The sequence below is a fragment of the Pedobacter folensis genome, from assembly GCF_056490665.1.
This window is the reverse complement of sequence record NZ_JBWJIF010000002.1, coordinates 607,438-629,869: the sequence shown is the minus strand read 5'-3', so window position 1 is coordinate 629,869 and position 22,432 is coordinate 607,438. Positions and strand designations below refer to the sequence as shown.

Annotated in this window: 20 protein-coding genes; 4 read left to right on the top strand and 16 right to left on the bottom strand. The window is 38.7% G+C overall.

Annotated elements, in window-relative coordinates; all coding sequences use genetic code 11:
• Nucleotides 1–310: 310 nt before the first annotated feature.
• From tssD (AC04QZ_RS11305) to tssO (AC04QZ_RS11260), 10 genes are all read right to left on the bottom strand, one after another.
• Entirely contained in the window at nt 311–706 is a 396-nt protein-coding gene (tssD, locus tag AC04QZ_RS11305; RefSeq protein ID WP_025141860.1) for a type VI secretion system tube protein TssD, read from the bottom strand.
• A 131-nt stretch (nt 707–837) separates the two neighbouring features.
• Nucleotides 838–1,233 (bottom strand): type VI secretion system tube protein TssD, encoded by a 396-nt coding sequence (gene tssD, locus AC04QZ_RS11300; protein WP_025141859.1) that lies wholly within the window; start codon nt 1,231–1,233, stop codon nt 838–840.
• Between the two features lie 314 nt (nt 1,234–1,547).
• Complete coding sequence (locus AC04QZ_RS11295) at nt 1,548–2,120, bottom strand: NAD(P)H-dependent oxidoreductase (protein ID WP_478357841.1); 573 nt, start codon at nt 2,118–2,120, stop codon at nt 1,548–1,550.
• A gap of 123 nt (nt 2,121–2,243) precedes the next feature.
• Nucleotides 2,244–3,632: a DUF5458 family protein gene (locus tag AC04QZ_RS11290; protein ID WP_086548630.1), complete on the bottom strand. Its 1,389-nt coding sequence runs from the start codon at nt 3,630–3,632 to the stop codon at nt 2,244–2,246.
• Between the two features lie 18 nt (nt 3,633–3,650).
• Entirely contained in the window at nt 3,651–4,097 is a 447-nt protein-coding gene (locus AC04QZ_RS11285; RefSeq protein WP_086548629.1) for a hypothetical protein, read from the bottom strand.
• 56 nt (nt 4,098–4,153) lie between these two features.
• Complete coding sequence (locus AC04QZ_RS11280) at nt 4,154–6,670, bottom strand: ATP-dependent Clp protease ATP-binding subunit (RefSeq protein ID WP_478357840.1); 2,517 nt, start codon at nt 6,668–6,670, stop codon at nt 4,154–4,156.
• A gap of 5 nt (nt 6,671–6,675) precedes the next feature.
• On the bottom strand, nt 6,676–9,051 hold the full coding sequence (gene tssR, locus AC04QZ_RS11275) for a type VI secretion system protein TssR domain-containing protein (RefSeq protein ID WP_478357839.1): 2,376 nt from the start codon (nt 9,049–9,051) through the stop codon (nt 6,676–6,678).
• A 41-nt stretch (nt 9,052–9,092) separates the two neighbouring features.
• Nucleotides 9,093–10,073 carry a PKD domain-containing protein gene (locus AC04QZ_RS11270; protein ID WP_086548626.1) on the bottom strand — a complete coding sequence of 327 codons (981 nt, stop codon included), beginning with the start codon at nt 10,071–10,073 and terminating at the stop codon, nt 9,093–9,095.
• A 30-nt stretch (nt 10,074–10,103) separates the two neighbouring features.
• On the bottom strand, nt 10,104–10,589 hold the full coding sequence (gene tssO, locus AC04QZ_RS11265; RefSeq protein WP_086548625.1) for a type VI secretion system TssO: 486 nt from the start codon (nt 10,587–10,589) through the stop codon (nt 10,104–10,106).
• 9 nt (nt 10,590–10,598) lie between these two features.
• Complete coding sequence (tssO, locus tag AC04QZ_RS11260; protein WP_086548624.1) at nt 10,599–11,120, bottom strand: type VI secretion system TssO; 522 nt, start codon at nt 11,118–11,120, stop codon at nt 10,599–10,601.
• Between the two features lie 179 nt (nt 11,121–11,299).
• Here tssO (AC04QZ_RS11260) and AC04QZ_RS11255 point away from each other — a divergent pair, with 179 nt between their 5' ends.
• The gene (locus tag AC04QZ_RS11255; protein ID WP_086548623.1) at nt 11,300–11,734 is read left to right on the top strand and encodes a GPW/gp25 family protein; all 435 of its coding nucleotides are present in this window, start codon (nt 11,300–11,302) and stop codon (nt 11,732–11,734) included.
• A 26-nt stretch (nt 11,735–11,760) separates the two neighbouring features.
• On the top strand, nt 11,761–13,626 hold the full coding sequence (locus AC04QZ_RS11250) for a type VI secretion system baseplate subunit TssF (protein ID WP_478357838.1): 1,866 nt from the start codon (nt 11,761–11,763) through the stop codon (nt 13,624–13,626).
• Nucleotides 13,627–13,743: 117 nt separating this feature from the next.
• Here AC04QZ_RS11250 and AC04QZ_RS11245 read toward each other — a convergent pair whose 3' ends face one another.
• A complete protein-coding gene (locus AC04QZ_RS11245) occupies nt 13,744–14,682 on the bottom strand; it encodes a type VI secretion system baseplate subunit TssG (RefSeq protein ID WP_086548621.1) in 939 nt (312 codons plus the stop codon).
• A 117-nt stretch (nt 14,683–14,799) separates the two neighbouring features.
• On the opposite strand from AC04QZ_RS11245, the gene AC04QZ_RS11240 reads away from it, so the two are divergent.
• Nucleotides 14,800–15,693 (top strand): TssN family type VI secretion system protein, encoded by an 894-nt coding sequence (locus AC04QZ_RS11240; RefSeq protein WP_478357837.1) that lies wholly within the window; start codon nt 14,800–14,802, stop codon nt 15,691–15,693.
• 20 nt (nt 15,694–15,713) lie between these two features.
• Nucleotides 15,714–16,853: a hypothetical protein gene (locus tag AC04QZ_RS11235; protein WP_478357836.1), complete on the top strand. Its 1,140-nt coding sequence runs from the start codon at nt 15,714–15,716 to the stop codon at nt 16,851–16,853.
• 71 nt (nt 16,854–16,924) lie between these two features.
• Here the strand turns inward: AC04QZ_RS11235 and AC04QZ_RS11230 are convergent, their stop codons facing one another.
• From AC04QZ_RS11230 to AC04QZ_RS11210, 5 genes are all read right to left on the bottom strand, one after another.
• A complete protein-coding gene (locus AC04QZ_RS11230) occupies nt 16,925–18,598 on the bottom strand; it encodes an alkaline phosphatase family protein (protein ID WP_478357835.1) in 1,674 nt (557 codons plus the stop codon).
• A gap of 204 nt (nt 18,599–18,802) precedes the next feature.
• Nucleotides 18,803–18,997 carry a hypothetical protein gene (locus AC04QZ_RS11225; protein ID WP_478357834.1) on the bottom strand — a complete coding sequence of 65 codons (195 nt, stop codon included), beginning with the start codon at nt 18,995–18,997 and terminating at the stop codon, nt 18,803–18,805.
• Nucleotides 18,998–19,289: 292 nt separating this feature from the next.
• Nucleotides 19,290–20,810 (bottom strand): arylsulfatase, encoded by a 1,521-nt coding sequence (locus AC04QZ_RS11220; protein ID WP_478357833.1) that lies wholly within the window; start codon nt 20,808–20,810, stop codon nt 19,290–19,292.
• 235 nt (nt 20,811–21,045) lie between these two features.
• A complete protein-coding gene (locus AC04QZ_RS11215) occupies nt 21,046–21,462 on the bottom strand; it encodes a hypothetical protein (RefSeq protein ID WP_478357832.1) in 417 nt (138 codons plus the stop codon).
• A 127-nt stretch (nt 21,463–21,589) separates the two neighbouring features.
• The gene (locus AC04QZ_RS11210) at nt 21,590–22,009 is read right to left on the bottom strand and encodes a hypothetical protein (protein ID WP_478357831.1); all 420 of its coding nucleotides are present in this window, start codon (nt 22,007–22,009) and stop codon (nt 21,590–21,592) included.
• Nucleotides 22,010–22,432: the final 423 nt, after the last annotated feature.

Sequence of the window (22,432 nt, the reverse complement as noted above, 5' to 3'; positions counted from 1 at the left end):
AGCCTAATGCGGCGTTTTTTTTTGCATGGCCACCTCATAAAAATGAGTTTATTTTTATAGGCGGTATGTTCAGATGAAAATTGTGTGCTTGTACCAAACCAAATACTTTACCTGGGCGGTAATCGTTTTTTACGACAATATATTTGAACTGGTTAGACATGGTTGAGCTTTAATTTGATTGAGATAGCCTTAAGCTAATGACTGTAAGACTAAACGCGTTATTTAGTGTTTTAGGATGATAAAAATAGAGATGAACTCAAAGCGACCAGCATAAACCGGTCGCTTTTGTTTATTTTATAATTGATTACGATTAAGCTTTAGGCCAATCGTTTTCATGTTCTGCGTTGCCCAGTTTTAGCTTACGGGCCGATACCACAAAACTTAATGTCATAGGTGTATTGTCATTTACCGCAATACCCTCGTTATACTGGATGATGTAGCCATCTTCGAAAGATAGTTCCTTCATTTTTGCGTCTTCTTCGCCTTTTTTGAACACCAAGGTTCCGGAAAGCGGCTTGTACTGGTTGTTTACCATCGATTCGATCACAGAAGTATCTTCGGTTGATTCGATTTCGATGTGGATGGTGCCACCATAAACACCTGATGATGGACGCCCTTTTGCGTCGACGTCTCTATTTAATGAAAAGCTGCACTGTAGTACATCAAATTCTTTTGATCCTAAGTTTAAACGGGTTTTGAATGCCATTGTAGTAAGTTTAAATGTTTTGAAATGAATGAATTGCGGTTGGCGGTTGGCGTGGAGCGCATGGCGTTTGGCATTTATTTACCTCATGCCCTAAACCTTACACCCTCTACCTTTCTACCTTCAACCTTTCTCTAGGCTTTTGGCCAGTCGTTAAGGTGCTCGGCGTTTCCTAATTTAAGCTTTCTTGCAGAAATCTGGAACTTAAGCGTCATCGGGTGATCGCCCACAATGTTGATTCCTTCGGAATACTTAACAATGTAGCCATCCTCGAAGTTAACTTCTTTCATTTTGGCATCTTCCTCTGTTTTCTTGATCAGAAGTGTTCCTGTAATGGGTTTGTACTGGTTGTTTACCATCGCCTCGATAATTGAGGTGTCTTCGGTTGATTCGATCTCAATGTCGATGGTACCGCCGTAAACTCCGGAAGAAGGTCTTCCCTTTGCATCTACATCGCGGTTTAACGCATAGGCACAATGAAGCACATCGTACTCCTTGCCCGAAAAATTTAATCTAGCTTTGAAAGCCATAGTTTTAAAATTTAAAGGTTAAAAATTTGATTAATTGTAGCCTCCGCTACACGAATGTCTTTAACCAAAGATCAGGCCAACAACTCCCTATATCGCTCATCTATAGCGAATAATCTTATTTTTAAAACCAGGGCAAAATCAATAAATCATACTAAACGCTTAGTTAAACAAATATTATTGTGGAAAAAGTGTGGATAAGTTTTAAGATAATTTTAGTGTTACACATACAGCATCCCCATGAATAACTTACATAACTGTAGTTATTTCACCCAAGTTGTAGTGTTTTAGGACAAAAATTTACCTTAGTTTGATGACTAAATGAGCTGCGCACCAAATTTTTCCATTTTAGCTACCCATTTTTGGCTGTAATGATTTTCCAGAGAATGTAATTCGCCAATGGTATTGGTGAGCACAGGGCTCATTCTGCATTTTTCGAAAACTACTTTTTTAATCGAGAGATAAGTTGTTTTTTTATTTGCCTTCCATTCTTTAAAAGTTGCCTCATCTAAAATAGACACAATCCGCGCCGAACGGCCGCTAAAGTTATTGTTTACGTTTTGCTGCTGGGTAGTAAAAATCTGGTCGGGCATAAATAAGCGATCGAAAAAACCTTTAATCTTTGCCGGAATATGATCTACATACACCGGGCAAAAAAGCACCACATGATTGCTTTGCCTAATTGCAGTTAAAGCTTTTTGCAGATCGGGCTCTAACTCGGCAATTTGCCTGTTATTAAACTGCTTGTTCGAGTTAAATATCAGGTCGATGATGGCCAATTCTCTTACCGTTGCGCCAGCACTTTCAGCACCTTGCTTATACGCGTTAATCAGGAAATTTGTAGATGCGTTTTTTTCAATATCCCCATTCAGGATAAGTACTTGCTTCATTTTTTTTGATTAATCTGATCTGGCCGATGCATTACAAAATTATAAAGAATTTGTTAAGTGTTATGCATAACCCATAAAAAAACCCAACGCTAAGGTTGGGTTTTTATTTCAGCGCTCAAAAAACTACTGCTGATTGTACTCTGTATTCCAGGTGGTATTCTCATCTTCACCTTTATGGCCATCAAGCTTTACGACAAAACTTTTAGCCGGAAAATACGGCGTGATGTGAATATCCAGGTGGATTCTGTCTTTTTGAAGTTCGTCTCTCTCAAAACGCATGATCTTAAACCTTTCGATTAAACGATCTGCACCCTGGATTCCATCTAAAAATTTAACGATCTGGCTGCGCAAATCCTGTTCTGTTTTAGAAGTCCAGTTTTCGAATGCCCTTCTGTTTAAGAAATCGAACAATACTTTGGTGATATAATCGAATACCCGAACAACTGAATAGGTCTGTAAACCAATATTGTCGCCATTGAACAAGGTTTTAGCCGAAAAAGCCATTACTTTACCGTATTCGTTAACCATTGGCACTAAACCTACGCGCTCTAAATGAGAGATTTCACTTTTCTTTAAATCGAATTTTACACCGTCAACTTCGTTTATTGCACCATGTTTTTTACCTGCGGTAACCTGCGACATTAACGTGTAATACATTTTACCTGCAAGAGCGGCCGATCCAGGAACGGTAAGATCATCTTCCTCACCTACTTCTGCTACCTTACCACGACCTACCAGCCAGTTACAGGTCATAATTACGTTCGATCTAAAGGCATCGCCACCTGTAAAATTAGCTGCAGTAAATAAATCGAGTACATCATCAGGCTGGTCTAAATCGGCAAAATCTGTTACCAGCATCGCTTTATTGTTATGCGCTATTTTAGCCCATCTTTCTAACACTTTGTTAGAACCCATATAACCGGGAACAACCATTAACGAATAATTTTTACGGAGATCTAAACGATCGTAGTTTTGTTTTAATTCATCATCTACGTATTCGATAAAACGTGGATTATCGAGATCTTTCACCTGATCCATTGATGCATTTAACAGCACCACATTTTTCAGTTTATCAGACTCGGTGTTTTTATAGAATAAGTGAACCGATCGGTATGCCTGCTCCAGTTCTCTTGTACTTTCGAGCGCTGTACCAATATTTTTATTTAAGTTTTCTTCTGCAGCATTGAGTTTTTCGGTGCTTTTTTCAACCATATTGGCTACCGAGGTGGAAGACTCAAGCACATCTATCCAAAGCTGGATTTTCTTTTTCAACTCTTCACGTTCCTTCTTCTTTTCATCACCCGTTAAGAAAATCTGTTTTCTTGCTTTTCTTTCCGGATTTAAATTCTGAAGTCCATCAACAGTTGCTTCTAACAGATCGAAACCACCAACCCTGGCCAGTTTTTCTAAGTTATCTTTAAGCGATGTTTTTTCTATGGTTTTGCCTTCAGCAGGTTTAAAACCTGCCTGAGCTGTATTTTGGTCTGTTTTTAATTCTTGAGGATTTGACATGTTTTCTCAGCGTTTAGATTATTTATTTTGCTCCAATTCATCAACAAAGTTCTTCAAAGCACTTATGAAGGCCGCTTTAGTTTCTTCATCATCAAGCGTAGCTTTTAAGGTTTTGTTCGATTTTAACTGTTTAATTACATTCAAAGACATTTCTCGCTCGATATTAACATTGGTGAGGTAGTTACTTTGATTGATAATATTTTTCACGCCGAAATCGCCCAGGTCGTTAAAATTCAGGGTTTCGCCCACGGTAGATCCATCTTGCTTTTCGAAAGCTACTTTAACATTTGGTTTATAATGTTCGAATACCTCTTTTACGGTTTTTAATCCCTCTACCTTTTCGGGTTTAATGGGATCATTATCGGTAAGTTTTTGTACAAAAAGCGTTTTGTTGTGGGCAATTTCTGCGAAAGCTTCTGAGGTATCAATTTTCCGCTCATTACCACCAATTTCATAATTAAACATAGTATGTAGATTTAGATTTACGATTAATTTATTCTAATAATATAATAGTTAACGTTTTAGCTCAATTTTTGTTCCAATGTTGCAGCTTCTGGCTGAATTATATTCCATTGCAATGTATCTTCTTTAGGATGTTTGCTCACCTGTATCTTCGATCCTTTTTTGAGTTCGCCTGAAATGATGTATTTCGAGATTGGCCTGCGTAAAAGATTTCTGATTACTGCCGATAGCTGCCTTGCTCCATACTTAGGGGTAAAACCATCTAAAGCAATCATTTTTTTAGCATCATCTGCTATTTCAAATTCGATACCCATTTTATTTAACGATTGCACCAAACTGCTCAGCTGTATTTCGAAAATGCGCACCACATTGCTTTCGTTAATCGGTGCAAAAGGAACAATTTCTGAAATCCGTGCTAAAAACTCCGGACGGAAATGCCCTGCCATTACCTCCATCAACTGATTTGATGCCGGAATAATACCCTTGCTAATTTGTTCTGCTATCCATTCACTACCAATATTTGAGGTAAAAAGAATAAGGGAATTACTAAAATCGCCTTCTTTGCCCAAGCGGTCGTGCATATGGCCTTCATCCAAAATCTGCAAAAAGGTATCGAATACTGAAGGGTGTGCTTTTTCAATCTCATCAAATAGCAATACCGAATAGGGCTGCTGCCTGATTTTGTTCACCAATAAGCCACCTTCTTCATAGCCAACATAACCCGGAGGCGCTCCATATAGCAATGCGGCACTGTGTTCTTCTTTAAATTCCGACATGTCGAACCTGATCATCGCCTTTTCGTCGTTGAACAAAAATTCGGCTATTGATTTAGCCAGTTCGGTTTTACCCGTTCCGGTAGGCCCCAATAAAAAGAAAGATCCTATGGGCTGTCCTTTTTTGTTCAGTCCGCTGCGCGATTCCAATATCGCATCAGAAACCGCTTTAAGTGCCTGGTCTTGCCCTACCACACGTTTTTTCAGGTATTGCTCCATATTCAGCAATTTTTCTTTTTCACCAGCCTGCAGTTTTCCCATTGGGATACCTGTTTTATAAGCCACAATCGAAGCAATATCCTGTTTGGTAATGCGGTTGCTTTTTTCGGCAGCATATTTTTTTAGCTCCTGCAGGCTACTGTTAATGTAACCCTGATATTCATCGGCTGTTTCGAAGGCATCTGTTTGTGTTTCGTCGGTTAGCCGCCCTAATAAAACCGGACTTAATTTGTTCTGGAGCAAAGAGAAAAGCCATTTATAATCGGCAAAGCGCTCTGCCTCTGATTGATCTTTATTGGCATCTAATGCTTCCAGATCGGTTTCCAAGCTATTTATTACGGCGTCGGAGGTATCGTTCATCATTTTCATTGCCGCCATGGTTCTATCCAGCAAATCAAAAGCAGAATCGGGTAACCTCCTGTCTTTCATGTAACGTTTGGCTAAACGAACACATTCGCCCAAAGCATCGGGTTCGATGGTTAAAATATGGTGCTCTTCATACTTCACCGCCAGTTTTTGCAGCATTTTTATGGTGCTTTCCTCATTTGGCTCATTTACCTGAAGCACTTCGAAGCGCCTGCTAAAAGCCTGTTCTGGCTCAATAATTTTGCGATATTCGTCAATAGTGGTTGCACCAATTACCGTGATTTCGCCACGGGCGAGTTCTGGCTTTAGTAAATTGCCAATTCCGGCACCCAACGGGCCTTTGCTATCCAATAGCGTGTGGATTTCATCAATAAAGAGCACTGCTTTTTCAAACTGTTTTATTTCTTTGATGATGTTTTTTAACCGGTCTTCTATTTCTCCTTTGTACGATGCACCTGCGATTAACGAACCTAAATCCAACTCAAAAAGCTGAACCGGCTTAAGGTTTTCGGGTACATTCTGATTGACAATATCGATGGCAAAACCATCAACCAATGCGGTTTTACCTACACCGGCATCGCCAGTAAGAATTACGTTTGGTTTAGTGCGGCGACAAAGGATTTCCATCATCATCCTCGTTTCTTTATCACGGCCGATAATCGGATCAGTTTTACCATCACGAACCAGTTGTAACCGGTCTATACAATATTTATGCAGTGCATTGCCTGTACTTTTGCTTTCGGCACCAGTGGTTGTCTGACCTGGCGAAACTACCCTTGAAATTTCTTCATCCTTTACATAGAGGTCTAAAATCTCACGTTCTTTTATCGGAAAAGACTTTAACTGATCGGGCTGAAAACCGATTCCGGGTTTAGCCAATGCAGTTAACACACACACAGGTGTAATTAAATCCAAGCCCAGTTTAATGCGTACATTATCAGCCTCTTCAAAAACAACGGCAATTTCTGGTGAACCACTAACTGTATCGCTAAAACTTGCCGATTTGGTCTGTTCATCAATCCGGACTTCAGCCCACTCACTAATGTATTCTTCATCCTTCCCAATGGAAGTGATAAACGACCGTAAACCCACATCTTTATGCATTAAGCCTTTGAGCAAATGAGCCGCAGAAAATGTTTCGTTCCTGTATTCTTTTGCTAACGACTGTGCAATGTGCAGGGCTGTTTTTACCGATTCACTTAAATTTGTAATTGCCATATCCCTTAGTTGGTTGTAGGCAAAACTGCCGGGTTAAAATTATTTTCGGTGATGTAATAGTATATTTTTCCGTTTGAAACAAATTGTTGCTCAATCTGCGTAGCCCTTTTAATTTGTTGCACCGATTGGCTTAACAATTTGATATAACTTTCGAACTGATCGAGCGGCATTTTAGACGTGTTCTTCAAATCGCTTACCGTATATTTTGACAAGAACTCGTTATTTAAAGGCAAACCTGTTACCAATTTAATATAGTTGGCCAAAGTCATCGCTTTAATATCGCCTGATGATATTTTCATGCCCAGCAGTTGCTTAGGCATTTTAACGTAATTTTTAACCAGCTTGCTTCTGAAAGAAGACTGATCAGCCTGCAGGTTTTGCCCTAACATAATAGAAAAAACATCTACAATCTGCTTGTATTCCATATTATTTAATACAATGGCATACTGTAAGGTAGAACGATTGTTTTTTACCACATCGGCCGACAGGCTTGCCGTATTGTAATATTTAAAGGCGTTATGTGGCATCCGATCGGCTACTTCTATTCCAACCGGCGCAGGTAATAAACCTTCTACATCAGCTGATAGGTTTTTGCGTGTGATACCTGTTAAACGGAATGCACTGTCTAAAGAACTGATCTGGTTATAAATATCCATATTGGTTTCTTTAACAAAACGGCGTAAAGCAATGGTCATACTCTGGTTCGAGTTTACCGATCCTTTAGTGGGAAAAACCACTCCACCTTGTATTAAACTGTTTTTAGGATAATCCAAATAGTAAGAAATCGAATCCTGAAGGCTGGTATTATACGGCTGGAAGCTTTTTAATCCCTCGCCTTTAACCATCGTGTTTTTTCTGTACTCAGCAGCGCGGATGGCTGATTCTGATACCAATTTACGCGATTGAATTACAAAATCGTTAAATGACGGATTAAAATCGCTGTAAACCTGTAGTGCTAAAATCCGGGCATCGGCCAGTGCCACCTGCTCGCTCAGCTCATTAATGAGGTAATTATTGGTACCCCCTACATTGCCCGTACTGCCAACCAAAATAATTAAATTGGTTTCGTTCTTTTTGGCTTTAAACAAATTTAATCCGGCTTTTAGTGCGGCAAAAACAGGTTCTTCCGTAATTTCGCCATTACACCTCAGCGTATTTTTAGCCTGGTTTGACAGGAAAGTCATCAACTGGCGATAATCATCCTGAACCGGACTAACAAAAATTCCCTGCAAGGAGCATCCGGTTTCGCCACGATATACCACACCGCCATAATTTACTTTGGTTCCTTTTCCAAAATCGCCCATTATGCTTTCGAAAGACGCAATGGTATTGGTCATTCCCGCAAGATATTTGGTCATCGGACTTCCGCCATCAACCACAAAAACCACATTTACCTTGCTTTTATTTTTACGGAGCTTTAAATAATCCTGATATGATAATGCTGAACCGTTAATGGTTAATATTTTGTTGTCCTTTTTATTGTAAACATCGGCAGCTATGCCCACGGCATAAGCACCGGCATCATCAGAAACTACAGGGACACTTCTTAAAATCAGGTTTTCTCTTGGTAACAAAGGATCTACCACGAAAGCTGTTCCGTTGTTTATTCCATTTTTAATGGCTGTTGAAGTAGAATCATCGTTATCATAATTACCAGGCTTAACAGATGTAATATACAACCGATCTCCCCAGCTGTGTACTGCTTCGGCAGAAACCCATCCGTAAATGCTTTTTAAGGCGGTATCTGCAACCAGCTGATCATCAGATCCGATTAAGTATTTTTTACCGTCTTCCGATTTTTTGTAGATATAAGCAATTTCGTGCAACCGCACTTTGGTGCGCCTGTCTTTAAGTTCAGGAGTATTGTAAACCAGGATCGAATCGGTGGTATCGAAATAGAATTTTGGTTCGGTTAGTGCATTTTTGCCGTTGATAATGCCAATGGCTTTTTCGGCATAACCTGTTTTTTGATTAGAGAATGCCCGTTGCCATAAAAGCAGTTTAGATTTTGCTATCCAACCGTAACTGATGGCACTTTTTTTATCGTTTATTTTTCTTCCCCTGATCATTCCCGCCTTGTATTTGATTAGTTTCAGGTAACCGTTTTCTTCTTTTGAAACATAAAAAGGCTCCATAAAACTTATTTTTTTCATGATCAGGCTTCCACCTGGAGCAGTAGTGGTGTAATTATCTTCGCGGTCGGAAAAAACAATCCAGGGTAAACTGCTGCTACTGGTATTATCGTTAACATTTATGGTTTCGGCTGGCCTTTCATACGATTTAGGCATGTATTTTACTTTTTTGCCAAACGATGCGGGCGATTGTGCATACGCAAAGGATATTCCTAAAAACAGGATGGTTAAGGCATAATATTTTTTCATAATATTGTAGATGAGCTTTAAAATTAGGTTCAGATGTTAATCTATTTTGTTTTCGCCGCAGCATCAGTAGTTGCTGTTGCCGCAGGCTGGGCTGTTCCCGAATGTTGCTTAATGTTTAACAAACTGGCACAGGTAGAATTGGGCTTAATGGTTAACTGCGCTTCATCAACGGCTATTTCGCCACCAAAAGTTAGCCCCATGCAATAAGAATAAATATCGGTCTGCTTTTTCTTTCCGTTCATCTCCACATTTACCGTTACTTTTTCATTGTTGCACATGTATTTGTTAATGAGGTAATAATAGTTGGAGTTGAAATCGGCACCATTTGCAATGGCCTGTAAGCGGGCCCTGATATCATCAATGGTTTTACGTTCACCATCGCCGGGTGCAACCAGATCTTCCACTATTTCCGCATTGGGATCGGTAATCAGGATGGTTAAAAAAGCAGGCTTACGTGCTTTATCTGAGCGAAGTTTAACGACATATTTTCCTGGAGCGCGGTAAGTATATAGGGCGGTTTTTCCCTTAACATCAACCCTTCCGGTTTCGCCAAAAGACCATTCGAAATCTTTTCCTTCACCATCGCCCTCCAGCCTGATTTCTTCGTTAACCAGACCAGCAGTTGGCCCGCTTATGGTGAGTACGCTATCGATCACCGCTGCTTTCACAGTATCTCGTACGGTTATTGGAAATTCCTGGCGCAGTTCGCCGTCTACCGTTAAACGTACAATATAAGTATCCGGCTTGGTGTAATGATAGGAACCAGTTTTTGTAGTTGCTTTTTCGCCATTACCGAACTCCCATAACCATTTAGTGGCTTTTGGTGTATTATCGGTAAAAACCAAATCCTCGTTTAAATAAATTTCATCTTTAAGGATCCGTGCATCAATGGCCCTCTTTTCGAACAAGGAGCTTTTAAATAAAAAAATCAGGCCTGTTAAGAGCAGCACAGCCAAAAGGATGTAGAGAATAACGTAGCCTTGCGAATTTGAGTTAACTTGCTTGGTGTTTGTGTCAGACATAGGTAGCGTTTTTTATAGGTTGTGGGATGTTTATCTTGCAGATATGGTTTGCTGCAGCTGACGTCTGTTGGTAATGCAGTCGTCTAATTGCCTTTTGTGCAGTTCGATATCCGTAATATTTCTATTTTGTTCTTGTCTATCGTAAAATAACCTGTCGTACAATTGCGAGGTTTGAACGAAGATTTTGTATCGTGAATCTGATGCTTTGCGATCAAATGCGGCTTTAATGGAGCCTAACGAAAGCTGAATATCATTCTTTAAAAATACCGCCTGTACATTTGGGTTATAGCGTGTAATTTGTTTAAAGGTGGTGTCAACCGTAGGCATGGTTTCTTTCACCATATTTTCAAAGGCCTCGTTTTCACTAATTTTAACTTCCAGTTCTTCTTTAGAAATTTCGTACCGGGATGTACCGCTGTAAAAAATGCCAAAGCTTAAAAGCCCGACAGTAAAAACAAATAGGGCTAAAAAAAACAAGAATTGTTCCCGTCTTTCTTTTATGCTTAGTTTTATCATAATCTTTAATTATCGACCGTATCTGCCATTTCTAATTTTGTTCGCTGCCGACTGGTTTGCCCGATGGCAGTCGTTTATTTGTTCTTTATATCTTTGAATATCCCCTCTCGATTTGATCAGAGAATCCTGTAAATCGGCCATTGCACCAACATTATTATTGAGTTTTCCGTAAAGATCGAAACTCGGGCTCGCTTCGGTTTTCCTGGTAATCAAATCTTTTATCCTGTTGTTGGCGGTTTGAATGTCGCCCAATAAAATGCTTTGTTTGCTCATTTCGTTTGCATTATAATCGCGGTATTGGGCAAGCTCTTTAAAGCGGACTAAAATGAGATCGAAATTGGTATTGATATCTTTTCGTAAATAGGATAGTTTTTCAGTTTCTTTTACTTTTTTATCGAGTAAAGTGTATTCATAATCAGAAGCTGCAAAAAAGAGATAAATACAAAGAATGGAGAAGAGTGTTAGGAAAACAAAGTTTAAAATAAACTTCGTATATGAATTCCTAATTTCAGTGGCGTTAATGGGTTTCATATAGATTTAATAGTTTCACATAGCAATTGACTAGTAATTAATCTGACATCAACCTCACTGAAAATCATGCAAACCTTTTCAAATTAACATTGTACTATAACAATTTTTAATATTTGTTGTTTGGTTATTAAAAACGATTTTATTTCTTTTACTTTTAACAAACTTTAAGCCAAACATCTATGTCTGAAAATTTTTTCAACAAACCCTTCAGATTTAACTCCATCTTTTCAGGTGCTGGCCTACAGGCAACTAATCTCGGAAAATCGATTTCTAACCACATTGAATTGATTATTTTCACCCGTTTTGGAGAGCATAGATTCCATCGTGATTTCGGATGTGAGATATGGGATCTGGATTTTGAATTAATTGTAAGCGAGAGCATTTGGGAGGAAAAATTCCGCAAATCGTTGCTAAAATCCATTATTGATTATGAATTCAGGATATATAATACCGAGGTAGAAGTACGTATTACTGAGGTCGAAAATGTATACCCACTGCGTAAGATAACCGAGATTAAAAAAAAGGTAGATATTAGTGTTAGCGCACTAATAAAAACCACAGGAGAAAAATATTTCTTCAATACCGCTTTATTTCTTAGCCCACTATCAACTTAATCTAAAACGCCCAAAATATTCTACACATGAAACCAGTTTTTTATTCATCAAAAGATGAAATCCGGAACAGAATTTTAAAAAATGCCGAAGATTTTTGGAACGTTAAGGATAGTCATGATTTCGATCCGCTTGTAAAATTGATTATTGAAGCCTTAAGTAACGAACTTTTTAATGTGGCCAATGATGTTAAAAATCTTGAGAATAGAATTTTTGATAAGATCAGCCGCATTTTAGCTCCCGATCATCTCACCTCATCGTTGCCCGCACATGCGATTATCCATGCCAGGCCAATCGAAGATGAGGATTACCTTTCGCCCTATACACAATTTGCCTTTAAGAAAAATATTCAGCAAGAAAATGATAAGGCAAAAAAAATCGATATTTTCTTTAGTCCCTTACACCATGTAAAAGTTCAAAATGCTGCTGTAAAATATATTGCTACCGGAAATACCCTTTTTAATGTTGAGCAATTGAGCAAGCAACCTGTTTTAAACACATTACCCGGCTCAGCAATTGAAAAAAACACCATCTACATTGGTTTTAGCGGGATAAAAAACTGGATGGATTTTAATAAACTGAATTTATTTTTCGACTGGAAAAATTATTCGGTGCCTGAAAACACTTACGATCTGTTATCCTTAGGGAAATGGTTCTACAAAGACAATGAGCTTAGTGCTTATACCGAACGCTTTATGGACGAGCCTTTAACAGGAAAACAAGAGGCGCCTTTTCAGCATAAACAACTGCTTAATCTGATTAAGGCTGATGTGCTCCAGTTTTACAGCAACAGGTTTATTACCCTTGGCGATCTCAACGACTTTAACATTGATGAAAGCAAAGAATTGCCAGCTGCTTTTGAAAACATTTTCCAGTCAGCCAGCTTAAACCAGATAGACGAAAAAGTGAAATGGCTTAAAGTGGTTTTTCCTGCGGCCATCAATCAGGAAATGCTGAACGAACTTCATATCTACATCAATGCATTTCCGGTGGTGAATAAAAGGTTAAGCCAGATAAAACACCGGCTAAAAACGATGAATAACATCATCCCGATTAAAACCGAAGCGATGGACCAAATGCTGGCAGTAGAAAATCTGAAAGACAATAAAGGCAAAAGTTATAACGAAATTCCATACACCAACGAGAACGATAAGGGTGATGGTTCGTTCTCAATCAGATATGGTGGCACCGAACGTTTCGATACCAGAAATGCAAAAGAACTGGTCGATTACCTGTTTGAATTGCTGAGAGATGAAAAGGCTTCTTTTTCTGCCTATGGTCCTGATTTTTTAAGTACTGTGCTCAAAAATTTAGAACAAAACATTGCCCTCATTGAGCAAAAGAGCCGTTCGGCATTAAAAGATATCAAAGAATTACCCAGCTATATTGTTTTAAAACCGATTGATGATGCCGATATTCTATTTTTGGATATCTGGGTTACACAGGCCGAGGAGGCTAACCACATTAATGCAGGCAGCCGATTAGTGGCCTACGACAATAGCAAAGTTAATGCAGAAAGCATTTTTTTATTGAGCCAAACAAAAGGAGGCCGCAGCCGGCTAAATGCGACCAACCGCGTTCAGGCTTACAAGTATGGACTAACTACTGCAGATCGAATTATTACCAGGGCAGACGTGATTAACTTTTGCCGTTACGAATTGGCCCAAAAGCTTAAAGGCATTACTTTAGCCAAAGGTATTGTGATGGATAACAGGCCTAATGCTGGATTTATTAAAACCACCGATATTATAATTGAGCCGGCAGATAACCTAAACCTTACGCCGCAAGACTGGGAAGAACTGCTTGGCCTTACCCTGGCTAAATTAAAATTAAGGAGCACCATGAATGTGCATTACCGCTTACTATTAAAGCCAACGGTATATAAAATGGTTTAAGGTGCTAAGATGGATATGCTGGTTTGTAAGCAGTTAGTGAAATGACAAGAGGATCTTAAGGAGATAAATCTCTTTAAATGATCGTCATTTGAATTGCTTCTTTGTTCCTTCCTGCAATTAAATATATACCGTGTACCCTAAATAGGCGCTTTCACCATCTGCACTCAATACTGTTTCCTGAAAATCGGTTGCGGTAAGCAGCTCAACACTTACCTCCGCATCAAGCGGCATGAGGTAACTCAGCGCCATATCTAAAATGGCCCGGTTCTTTTGACCCGGAATAAAGCCAATCAGTTCTTGTGGTGTGGTGGGACCAATATTAACATGATAAGCCTCATGCTCTGGCATAAAACTATCGCCAATAATGGTATCAATGCCTAGTGCGCTGGTGCCAAGCTCCATCTGCAGTTCATCTGCAATTTTTAACGGGCCAATATTAGCCGTAGTATCAACAAGGTTTACCGGCAAATTAAACAAGGCGGTAAGCACTTTAGATACAAAGCCAATATCATTTCTTTTTAGTTGAATTTCGGGCAATAGATGCATCCAGATGATGCTTTGTTCTTTATTCAATAGGTTAAATTCACCCCAGCCAAATTCGAATATCTGGCTTAAATCAGAATAAGTGGTTTTTTTATCGAGCCTGTTTTCATAAAGCTCGGTCATAATCCTTACATGATTAATTTCAGCATCAAAGGGGGTGAAAAACAACCTCGCCTGCTTTTCTTCTTCTCTCCTATCCCTGATATCCTTAATCATCGACTCCTCATCCATCCCTGCACTGCCTGTTGGCGGCCGATGAAAAAGCCCTTCGGGCAGCATATCATATAAACTTTCTCTATTGGTGTTGATGCGGATACGGTCGTGCCTTCTTCTTTCAGTATAATAGGTACTGGTGTTTTCAATATCTTTTGCAAAAGCACGCTTATCTGGCCCTATTGGGATAACTTCAACACGATCAGCATCTATTACTTCACGCTCTATTAAGTCGGCAGCATGGGCTACGGCTTTATAATCGGTAAAGAGTTCGTTATTAATCAAAGTTCCTTTTTTCATTTAAACTTTAAGCTTGCTTATTTGTTATAGGTTAAATTTATATTATCGAAAAAAAATAGGATTATAATCAAATACTAAAGATACTATATTTGTAATACATCACATCTATAAAAATTAATGGACGTTCAATCATTTTTTATTCGCTTTCTCTTATTTCCGCTGATTTTCCTTATCTCAACGGCGGTTCTTTCCATCATTAATAAAAAGAACCAGTTTCTTAATAACAAAAGACTTATCGTAAGTGTTCTGCTCATCGGTATTATTTTAGCTGCTCCAGGTTTCCTGGGTTTTCTGAACTTTAATTTTATGCCCTGGGGTTATATTATTTGCTGTATTTTTTATCTTTTAATGGGTACAGTTTTCGTTTACCTGTTAACTAAATATTACCCAAAAGACGTACTGGAACGCAAGATTTTTATCTTTTTCGCCACACTAATCTCGGCTATTTTAGCTGTTTATTTATTTCAGCTGGCCTTTAACTGGTTAAGCTCGGTAAATTTTGGATGGTTTGGTGCGGGCAGCATTACCTGCTTTTTTGTTCCGCTTATTTTTTGGTGGGCTTATGTTTCATTGCTTGGCATCCCTTCCGAAATCTATAAAATCTGGAAATATCCTGATACGCCCCTGGACATCAATATGGACCATGTTGATTTTAACAGGTTATTGGTACTGGAACTGGAACTGTATAAAAAAAGTACCGATCCTGAGCCCCTTAAAGTAAAAGTAAAGGCGGTAGAAAACATGAATTTCGGCACCTGGTTCCATAAATTTATTGACGATTATAACCTGAAGTTTGCCAAAAGCCCGGTAGCTTTTAAAGGCGATGACCAGGAGAATTACAAATGGATTTTCTTTATTAAAACCTCCTTTTTTAAACGCAATATTTTTATTGATCCGGATCTGGATATTGTAGAAAATGGCATTACCGAAAAAATGACGATTTATGCCAAACGCGTTTCAGAAAATGTAAATAAGCCTAATGAAGTTGGAGAAAGTGCTATCTTTATCTAACCTATATAAAAACATTTACCATGATAAAGCCGCTAAAATATAAATCCATTAACTGGATTAATGGCATGAAGCTTTCTAGTGATCATTTTACAGTAAGCGACCTCTATTTACAGGATTTTGTTCGGGATGCCGTATCTATACATTTAAATAATAGCAATTATGGATTCTTGCCGCCGTTTACGGGTTACAAAAGTTCGCATGATATTGAGATTATCGAAAAAGCAACCAACCATATCGAGGTAAGGGTAAGATATTGTAATGCCATCACACCTGAAGGCTGCCACATTGATATTGTACAATCAGATAACATGGATACGCTGGTACATAACCACTATTTTGGTCAGTCAGAGCCGCGTAACTACGTTATTTTATTGGTGGTGAATCCGTTTAACCGCGTCCCAACAGGTACACCAAATCCCGAAGAAAGCCCAATCCGTTATCCTGAGCTGGCAAAAAGCTACTCCATTGCCGTTTTACCCGAAAGTGAAGTAAGCACGCAAACCGCCGACAGTTATTTTCTAACTATCGGGCAGGTTTATTACGAGAACGGAAGATTAACGATCAACAACAATTATATACCGCCCAGTTCAACCATAACCAGTCATCCGGCCCTGATCAGATACTATGAATCTTTTAGTGTTTTACTAAATGATTTACAGCTGGCGGCTTTTAAAATTATTGATAAAACTGGAGGACGTGATAATATTACCCCGCTAGGCAAGAATATCCGTTTGATCTCGGAGAAAATTGTAGATTATATTGCAGGTTTATTTTACGAATACAGAAACATAGCACACCGTGAATCGCCGGCAGTTTTAACCGGTTATTTCTCCAGTCTGGCTCATATCTTTTTTACAGCCATCAAACTGATTGATCCCCGTGAAAGAGAAGAACTGCTTAAGTATTTTTACGAGTGGAAAGATGTAACTCCAGGAAATTTTGAAGAGCTATTAGCCAAAACCATCGAACTGGTTTACGATCATAAACAAATTAATAACAGTATGCTAATGGCCAGCGAATTTATGAATGTACTGGTGGCGCTTTGGAATAAGTTGAGTGGATTAGAGTATATTGGCCAGCGCAAAGAAAATATTGTGGTTGCCGAACAGCAGGTTGTACAGCAGGTACAGGCCAGAAAAACCTGGACATTGCTCGATTAAAATAATTTCTCGGAGTAAATTGATAATGAAGCTGTACCCATAACCAAGTACAGCTTTTTTTTCTTATAAATTTAGAAATTAACCAGGGCCTGCCCATCATAATAGCTAGGCGCAGTGATTCCTAAAAACTTTAATATGGTTGGTGGCACGCTATATAAGTAAGGTGCGCCATGGTAATCGGTTATTTTACGTTTAAATATAGGTGTAGTTAAAGCACTCCAGGTAACCGTTGCGCTGTTTTTGGTGAGGATGCTAATTTGAGGGGTAACCAAACTTCCATTATAAGTGGTTCCGCTTCCTTCGTTTCCTTTGGTGTATAAAACCAGATTAGCGTATTGCGGGTGTGCTGAAGTTAAAGCAGTAAAGCTGTAAGCGCTAATGCTTGTTGCAGGCAGTGCAGATTTAAACAACCTGATTTCTGAAATATTACCTGTAAAGTATGGGCTGTAATTTCCAGTACCATCTTGCCCGATCTGAAAGGCAATATTACTCTGCAAATCGCCAACTGCCGAGATATTACCTTCGGCCACCTGAACCCCGCCATCGTACATGGTTGCTTTTTGCGTGCTGCGGTTAACCACTATCGCCACCTGGTGCCACAACTGATCGGTTAAATCAACACCATCAATATCCAACCTGTGGGTGCCATCGCCAAAGTTTGCTCTGATTACCCCGTTTCTATTAGCAATGATAATTCCTTTATTGTAACCGCTTGCCCAGTTTTTGTTCCCGATAATTACCGGATCGCTTGTGGCAGTTGTTGCCCTTGCCCTAAACTCGATGGTAAAACTACTGGTTGCACTAAGATTAAGACTACTGAGCGTAGGCAACTGACCATAAACATTGGTTTTAAAATTAACAGTAGAGATGCTGTGCGGCGTCGATTCTGTTGAGGTGGTTGGTAAAGCATTAACCAATTGAGGAGCAATGGCACTGTTGTTTAAAATGATAAATGCATTTTGTTCCAGATAACTCGCACCGCCATGAGTTAAATCTCCACCATGATCTGTTGCCACAACGATTAACCAATCTTCGTTATTATAAGTTGGTCTTGCTTTTAAAGCAGTTAATATCCTTCCTACACGCAAATCGACCGCTTTTACCGAATCCATGTACATTTGCGTTGTGGTTCTGTAATTACTGGCATGACCGGCATGATCAACATTATCGAAATGGCAAAATGCAACATCGGTATTGCTGGTGGTAATTTCCTGAATAATCCTGGTTTCGGTAGCATTATCATTTGCGCTGTTCTGTTTCACGGTTACATCAGGGGTTGCCACTATATAGCTATTGATCGATGACCAGGTAACAATTGATGCCGTGCGCAACGCAGGTAAACTCGTTTTAATCTGCCTAAAAAAAGACGGGTAGTTTACAAAATCAGAACCCGAAAAACTATTATCGGATGCTTTGTGTTTGGCTACGCCCACACCGGTAAACAATGCCGACCAGCCATTTGATGACCAGGTAGGCACCTGGGCCAATGCATTGGTACTGGTGTACGACTGATCCATTAAGGTTTTAAGGTTTGGTGCGTTTGTGGCCGTAATGGCTTTCCATACACAGCCATCAATACCAATAAACAAAACCTTTTTAGGTTTCACAACCAATGCACTCTTTGCTAAAGATTGTTCATCTGAAATTTGTTTTTCTTCTTGAATTGTCGTGCCGGCCTTTTTACAGGACATGATGGACAAAGCCGTTAACAAAATTAGGGATGGTAAAAGTTTTAATGTTTTCATAGTTAAGTTAAGGTTAAAATATTGTTTACATAAAACACAATTTTGTTTAACTAAACTAAACAAACAAATTGACAACTACAAACTTTTATTTCTTAAAACACTACATACTAGCGTGTTTAATACTACTCAATAATTGTTAGGTATATTGTCGCCTTAAATAACTTAAAACTGTATAACGGCTGATATCTATATTAAACGGGTCTATTAACCGGTTTTTTTAGGCCCGCGGTTGTCTAGAAATTCCCATTCTAACAGGTGCGCTGCCTGGTGTTCTTTTTTTACAATTTCATCAAACCGTTTTGCCAGTTCCGGATGTTCGGCAGCTACATCATGCGCTTCAAAACGATCATTCTTAATGTTGAAGATCTGCCAAGCGGTATTTTTCGGGTTTTTACGCACGGCTGTTTTAACACCTTTCCAATCACCCAGACATGATGGACAAAGCCGTTAACAAAATTAGGGATGGTAAAAGTTTTAATGTTTTCATAGTTAAGTTAAGGTTAAAATATTGTTTACATAAAACACAATTTTGTTTAACTAAACTAAACAAACAAATTGACAACTACAAACTTTTATTTCTTAAAACACTACATACTAGCGTGTTTAATACTACTCAATAATTGTTAGGTATATTGTCGCCTTAAATAACTTAAAACTGTATAACGGCTGATATCTATATTAAACGGGTCTATTAACCGGTTTTTTTAGGCCCGCGGTTGTCTAGAAATTCCCATTCTAACAGGTGCGCTGCCTGGTGTTCTTTTTTTACAATTTCATCAAACCGTTTTGCCAGTTCCGGATGTTCGGCAGCTACATCATGCGCTTCAAAACGATCATTCTTAATGTTGAAGATCTGCCAAGCGGTATTTTTCGGGTTTTTACGCACGGCTGTTTTAACACCTTTCCAATCACCCATCCTGATGGCGAGCTGACCTCCGTTTTCGGGATATTCCCAGTAAATATATTCGCGTTGTTTTTGTTTGGCAGGTGTTCCCAGCAAAGTTGGCAATAATGAAATGCCATCGGTGTTATTGGCTTTTGTTCCTGTTATTTCTGCAAAGGTAGCCATCATATCAAACTGTACCGATGCAAAATCGCTCATCGAATTTGCCGGGATTTTGCCTGGCCAGCGGGCAATTAAAGGTTCTCTTATCCCGCCTTCATAAACATCCATTTTTAAACCCCTTGAACCGTTAACACTATTAAAAAATTTCGCATCAACGCCCCCATTAAAAGTAGCCCCATTATCACTCGAGAACATAATGATGGTATTTTCATCAAGCCCCAGCTTTTTAATCTCCGCTAAAATAATGCCTACCTGATCATCTAAATACGTAATCATAGCAGCATAGGTTGATAAGGGATATTTAGTAGCGGCATAACCTTTTTGTCCGTAATATGGCCTTTCATTAAATAATCCTATGTATTTTTTGATGTATGCTTCTGGTGCCTGCAGCGAAACATGCGGGATAGTATAAGGCATATAAAGAAAAAAAGGTGCGTCCTTATGCCCTTCAATAAAATGGAGCGCTTTTTTAGTGATCAGATCTTGTGAGTATTCTTTTCCCTTGAAATAATCCCAATCGGCATCATTGAGTGTTTTTGTGCTGTCTAACTGGCGATGAACATCGATAAATGTATTGTTTAATGGAACCACCTTATCGTTTTCCCACAAATGGGTTGGATAAAAGCTATGCGATTGCTTTTGATCTAAATAACCATAATAATAATCAAAACCTTGTTTTAAGGGCGAACCTGAGGTATTATTCATTCCCAAACCCCATTTTCCCGTTAATGCTGTAGCGTAACCGACTTGCTTCAACATCTTAGGAATTGTAAAAACGCCTTCGGGTAAAGGCATCTGTCCGGCCTCTAAACTATCAGGGAAACCACCCATTTCATAATTCCCGCGGATATAGGAATGCCCTCCATGTTTACCAGTCATTAACATACACCTTGCAGGTGCACAAACGGGCGTACTGGTATAATGCTGCGTAAATTTCATCCCCTCTTTGGCCAACCGATCCAAATGAGGTGTCTTTATTTTTGTTTGTCCATATGGGCCGATATCAGCATAACCCAGGTCGTCTGCATAAATGTAAATGATATTAGGTAGTCTTTTGCCTGTCTTCTTTGCTTTTTGCTGCGCAAATACTGAAACTGCCATCATCATTACAGCAGCAAAAAACAGATACTTCTTGAATCTTCTCATAATTTTAGGTTTACATTACCAGCTTCTCACTCAAACCAGCAGTAAAGATTTCTAATAAAAGTATCACCAGAAATCTGCTTAATCAAGCTTAAAAATCACGCAAACGATTGACCAATTTTATTGTTACTCAACAAATTAGTTCATTATGATAAAAAAAATCCCGGTAGAAAATCACAAAACAAAAAAGACTCAGCTTATAAAAGCCAAGTCCATCAAAATCTATAAAGAATACTGATTAATCGAAAGCAATCTGTTGCGGACCTGAGATTTTATCGATGTGACAAGCGCACTTGCCCCCGCTAACTTTAATAATGGCAGATTTAGTCTGACTAGTTTCTACTGATGTACCCGTAATTTTTAAATCATCCCCTTCTTCAGACAAGCTTTGAATATTACCATCATCAACTACAACAAAGGCTCCTTTTATGGTATTAATCGAAATGCTCGAATTGGCCTGCAGTTTCTCTCCGGTTCGTTGGTTGATTACTTTAAAGTCTTTTACTTCGGTAGCCTCGCCTTTGTTGTTAACAAACCTGATCCCTACCGAGGCAAACTGGTAAGTACACATTTTCTTTTCACAATCAGAAGTTTTATTTTTTTTGCACGAAAGCAGGGCCATGCCCATTAATAATAGCAGTGTTATTTTTTTCATCGTTTTCCGGTTTTTAAGGAGAAACGACCAAAGCGATTAAAACGCTACAAAGGATTAGCTGCGAAAATGACCTTCGAATAATAGTTTGATTTCTACCTGTATCGGCTATTTGTGACAGATAGCTTTTTCACCAAGAAGCTTTTAACACGTTAACCAGCATTCTTGTACCCGCATCTTTCACTGAAAATAGCCTTACCAAAAACATCAACCAGATAAAAACTATAAAAATCAAAATAAAGGGGTCCTGAAAAAGACAAATCAGTACAATAATGCCTGTTAATAGGATTTCAAAGGTTAAAGTGATATAAAAAGTAAAAGTGATACTTCCACCTTCAGGGTTAATTTCGAATATTCCTCCGTCTACACGACGAAAGGTTTCACTCCGGGAACCCAATCGCCATATATTATCCTTAAAGTCTATACCCTTTTGATCTTGTCTAGTTACATTATAACCTGACTTATCAAGTTCAAATAATATATTTTTAATTAAGTCAGTATTTGACAAATTCGTTTGAGCTACCCGTTTTTTGTATTGTATTTTAAACATTTTGAAAATCTACGACAATATTTAAGGTTCAGGTAAGTGATTTGCCGGACCAATATAATAAGGTTTTCCTGCTATTATTGTAATGCCTTTAGATGATTGTTTATAGAGCGAAAAAGGTCTTAGCGAGATCTTAAGGCTAGTGTGATTCTTATGATAAATGGGAATCTTTACTACTCACCGTTATACGCTCATTAAACAAGAATACCCGCCTAGGCATTCAAACTAATTTTATTTTTATTCTTCACAAGCCATAGGCCTGTAACGGCTTCGCAACAATCAACTCACATCTTATTTAGCTCATTAATTAAGATTGCTATTCCCATTCCCGTTAAAATCAATCCTCCTAAAAATATTTTCAGTTCCGCTACAAATAGCATATCGCTTGATTTATGTTTATAGAATCTGTTTCTAATCATTAAGATT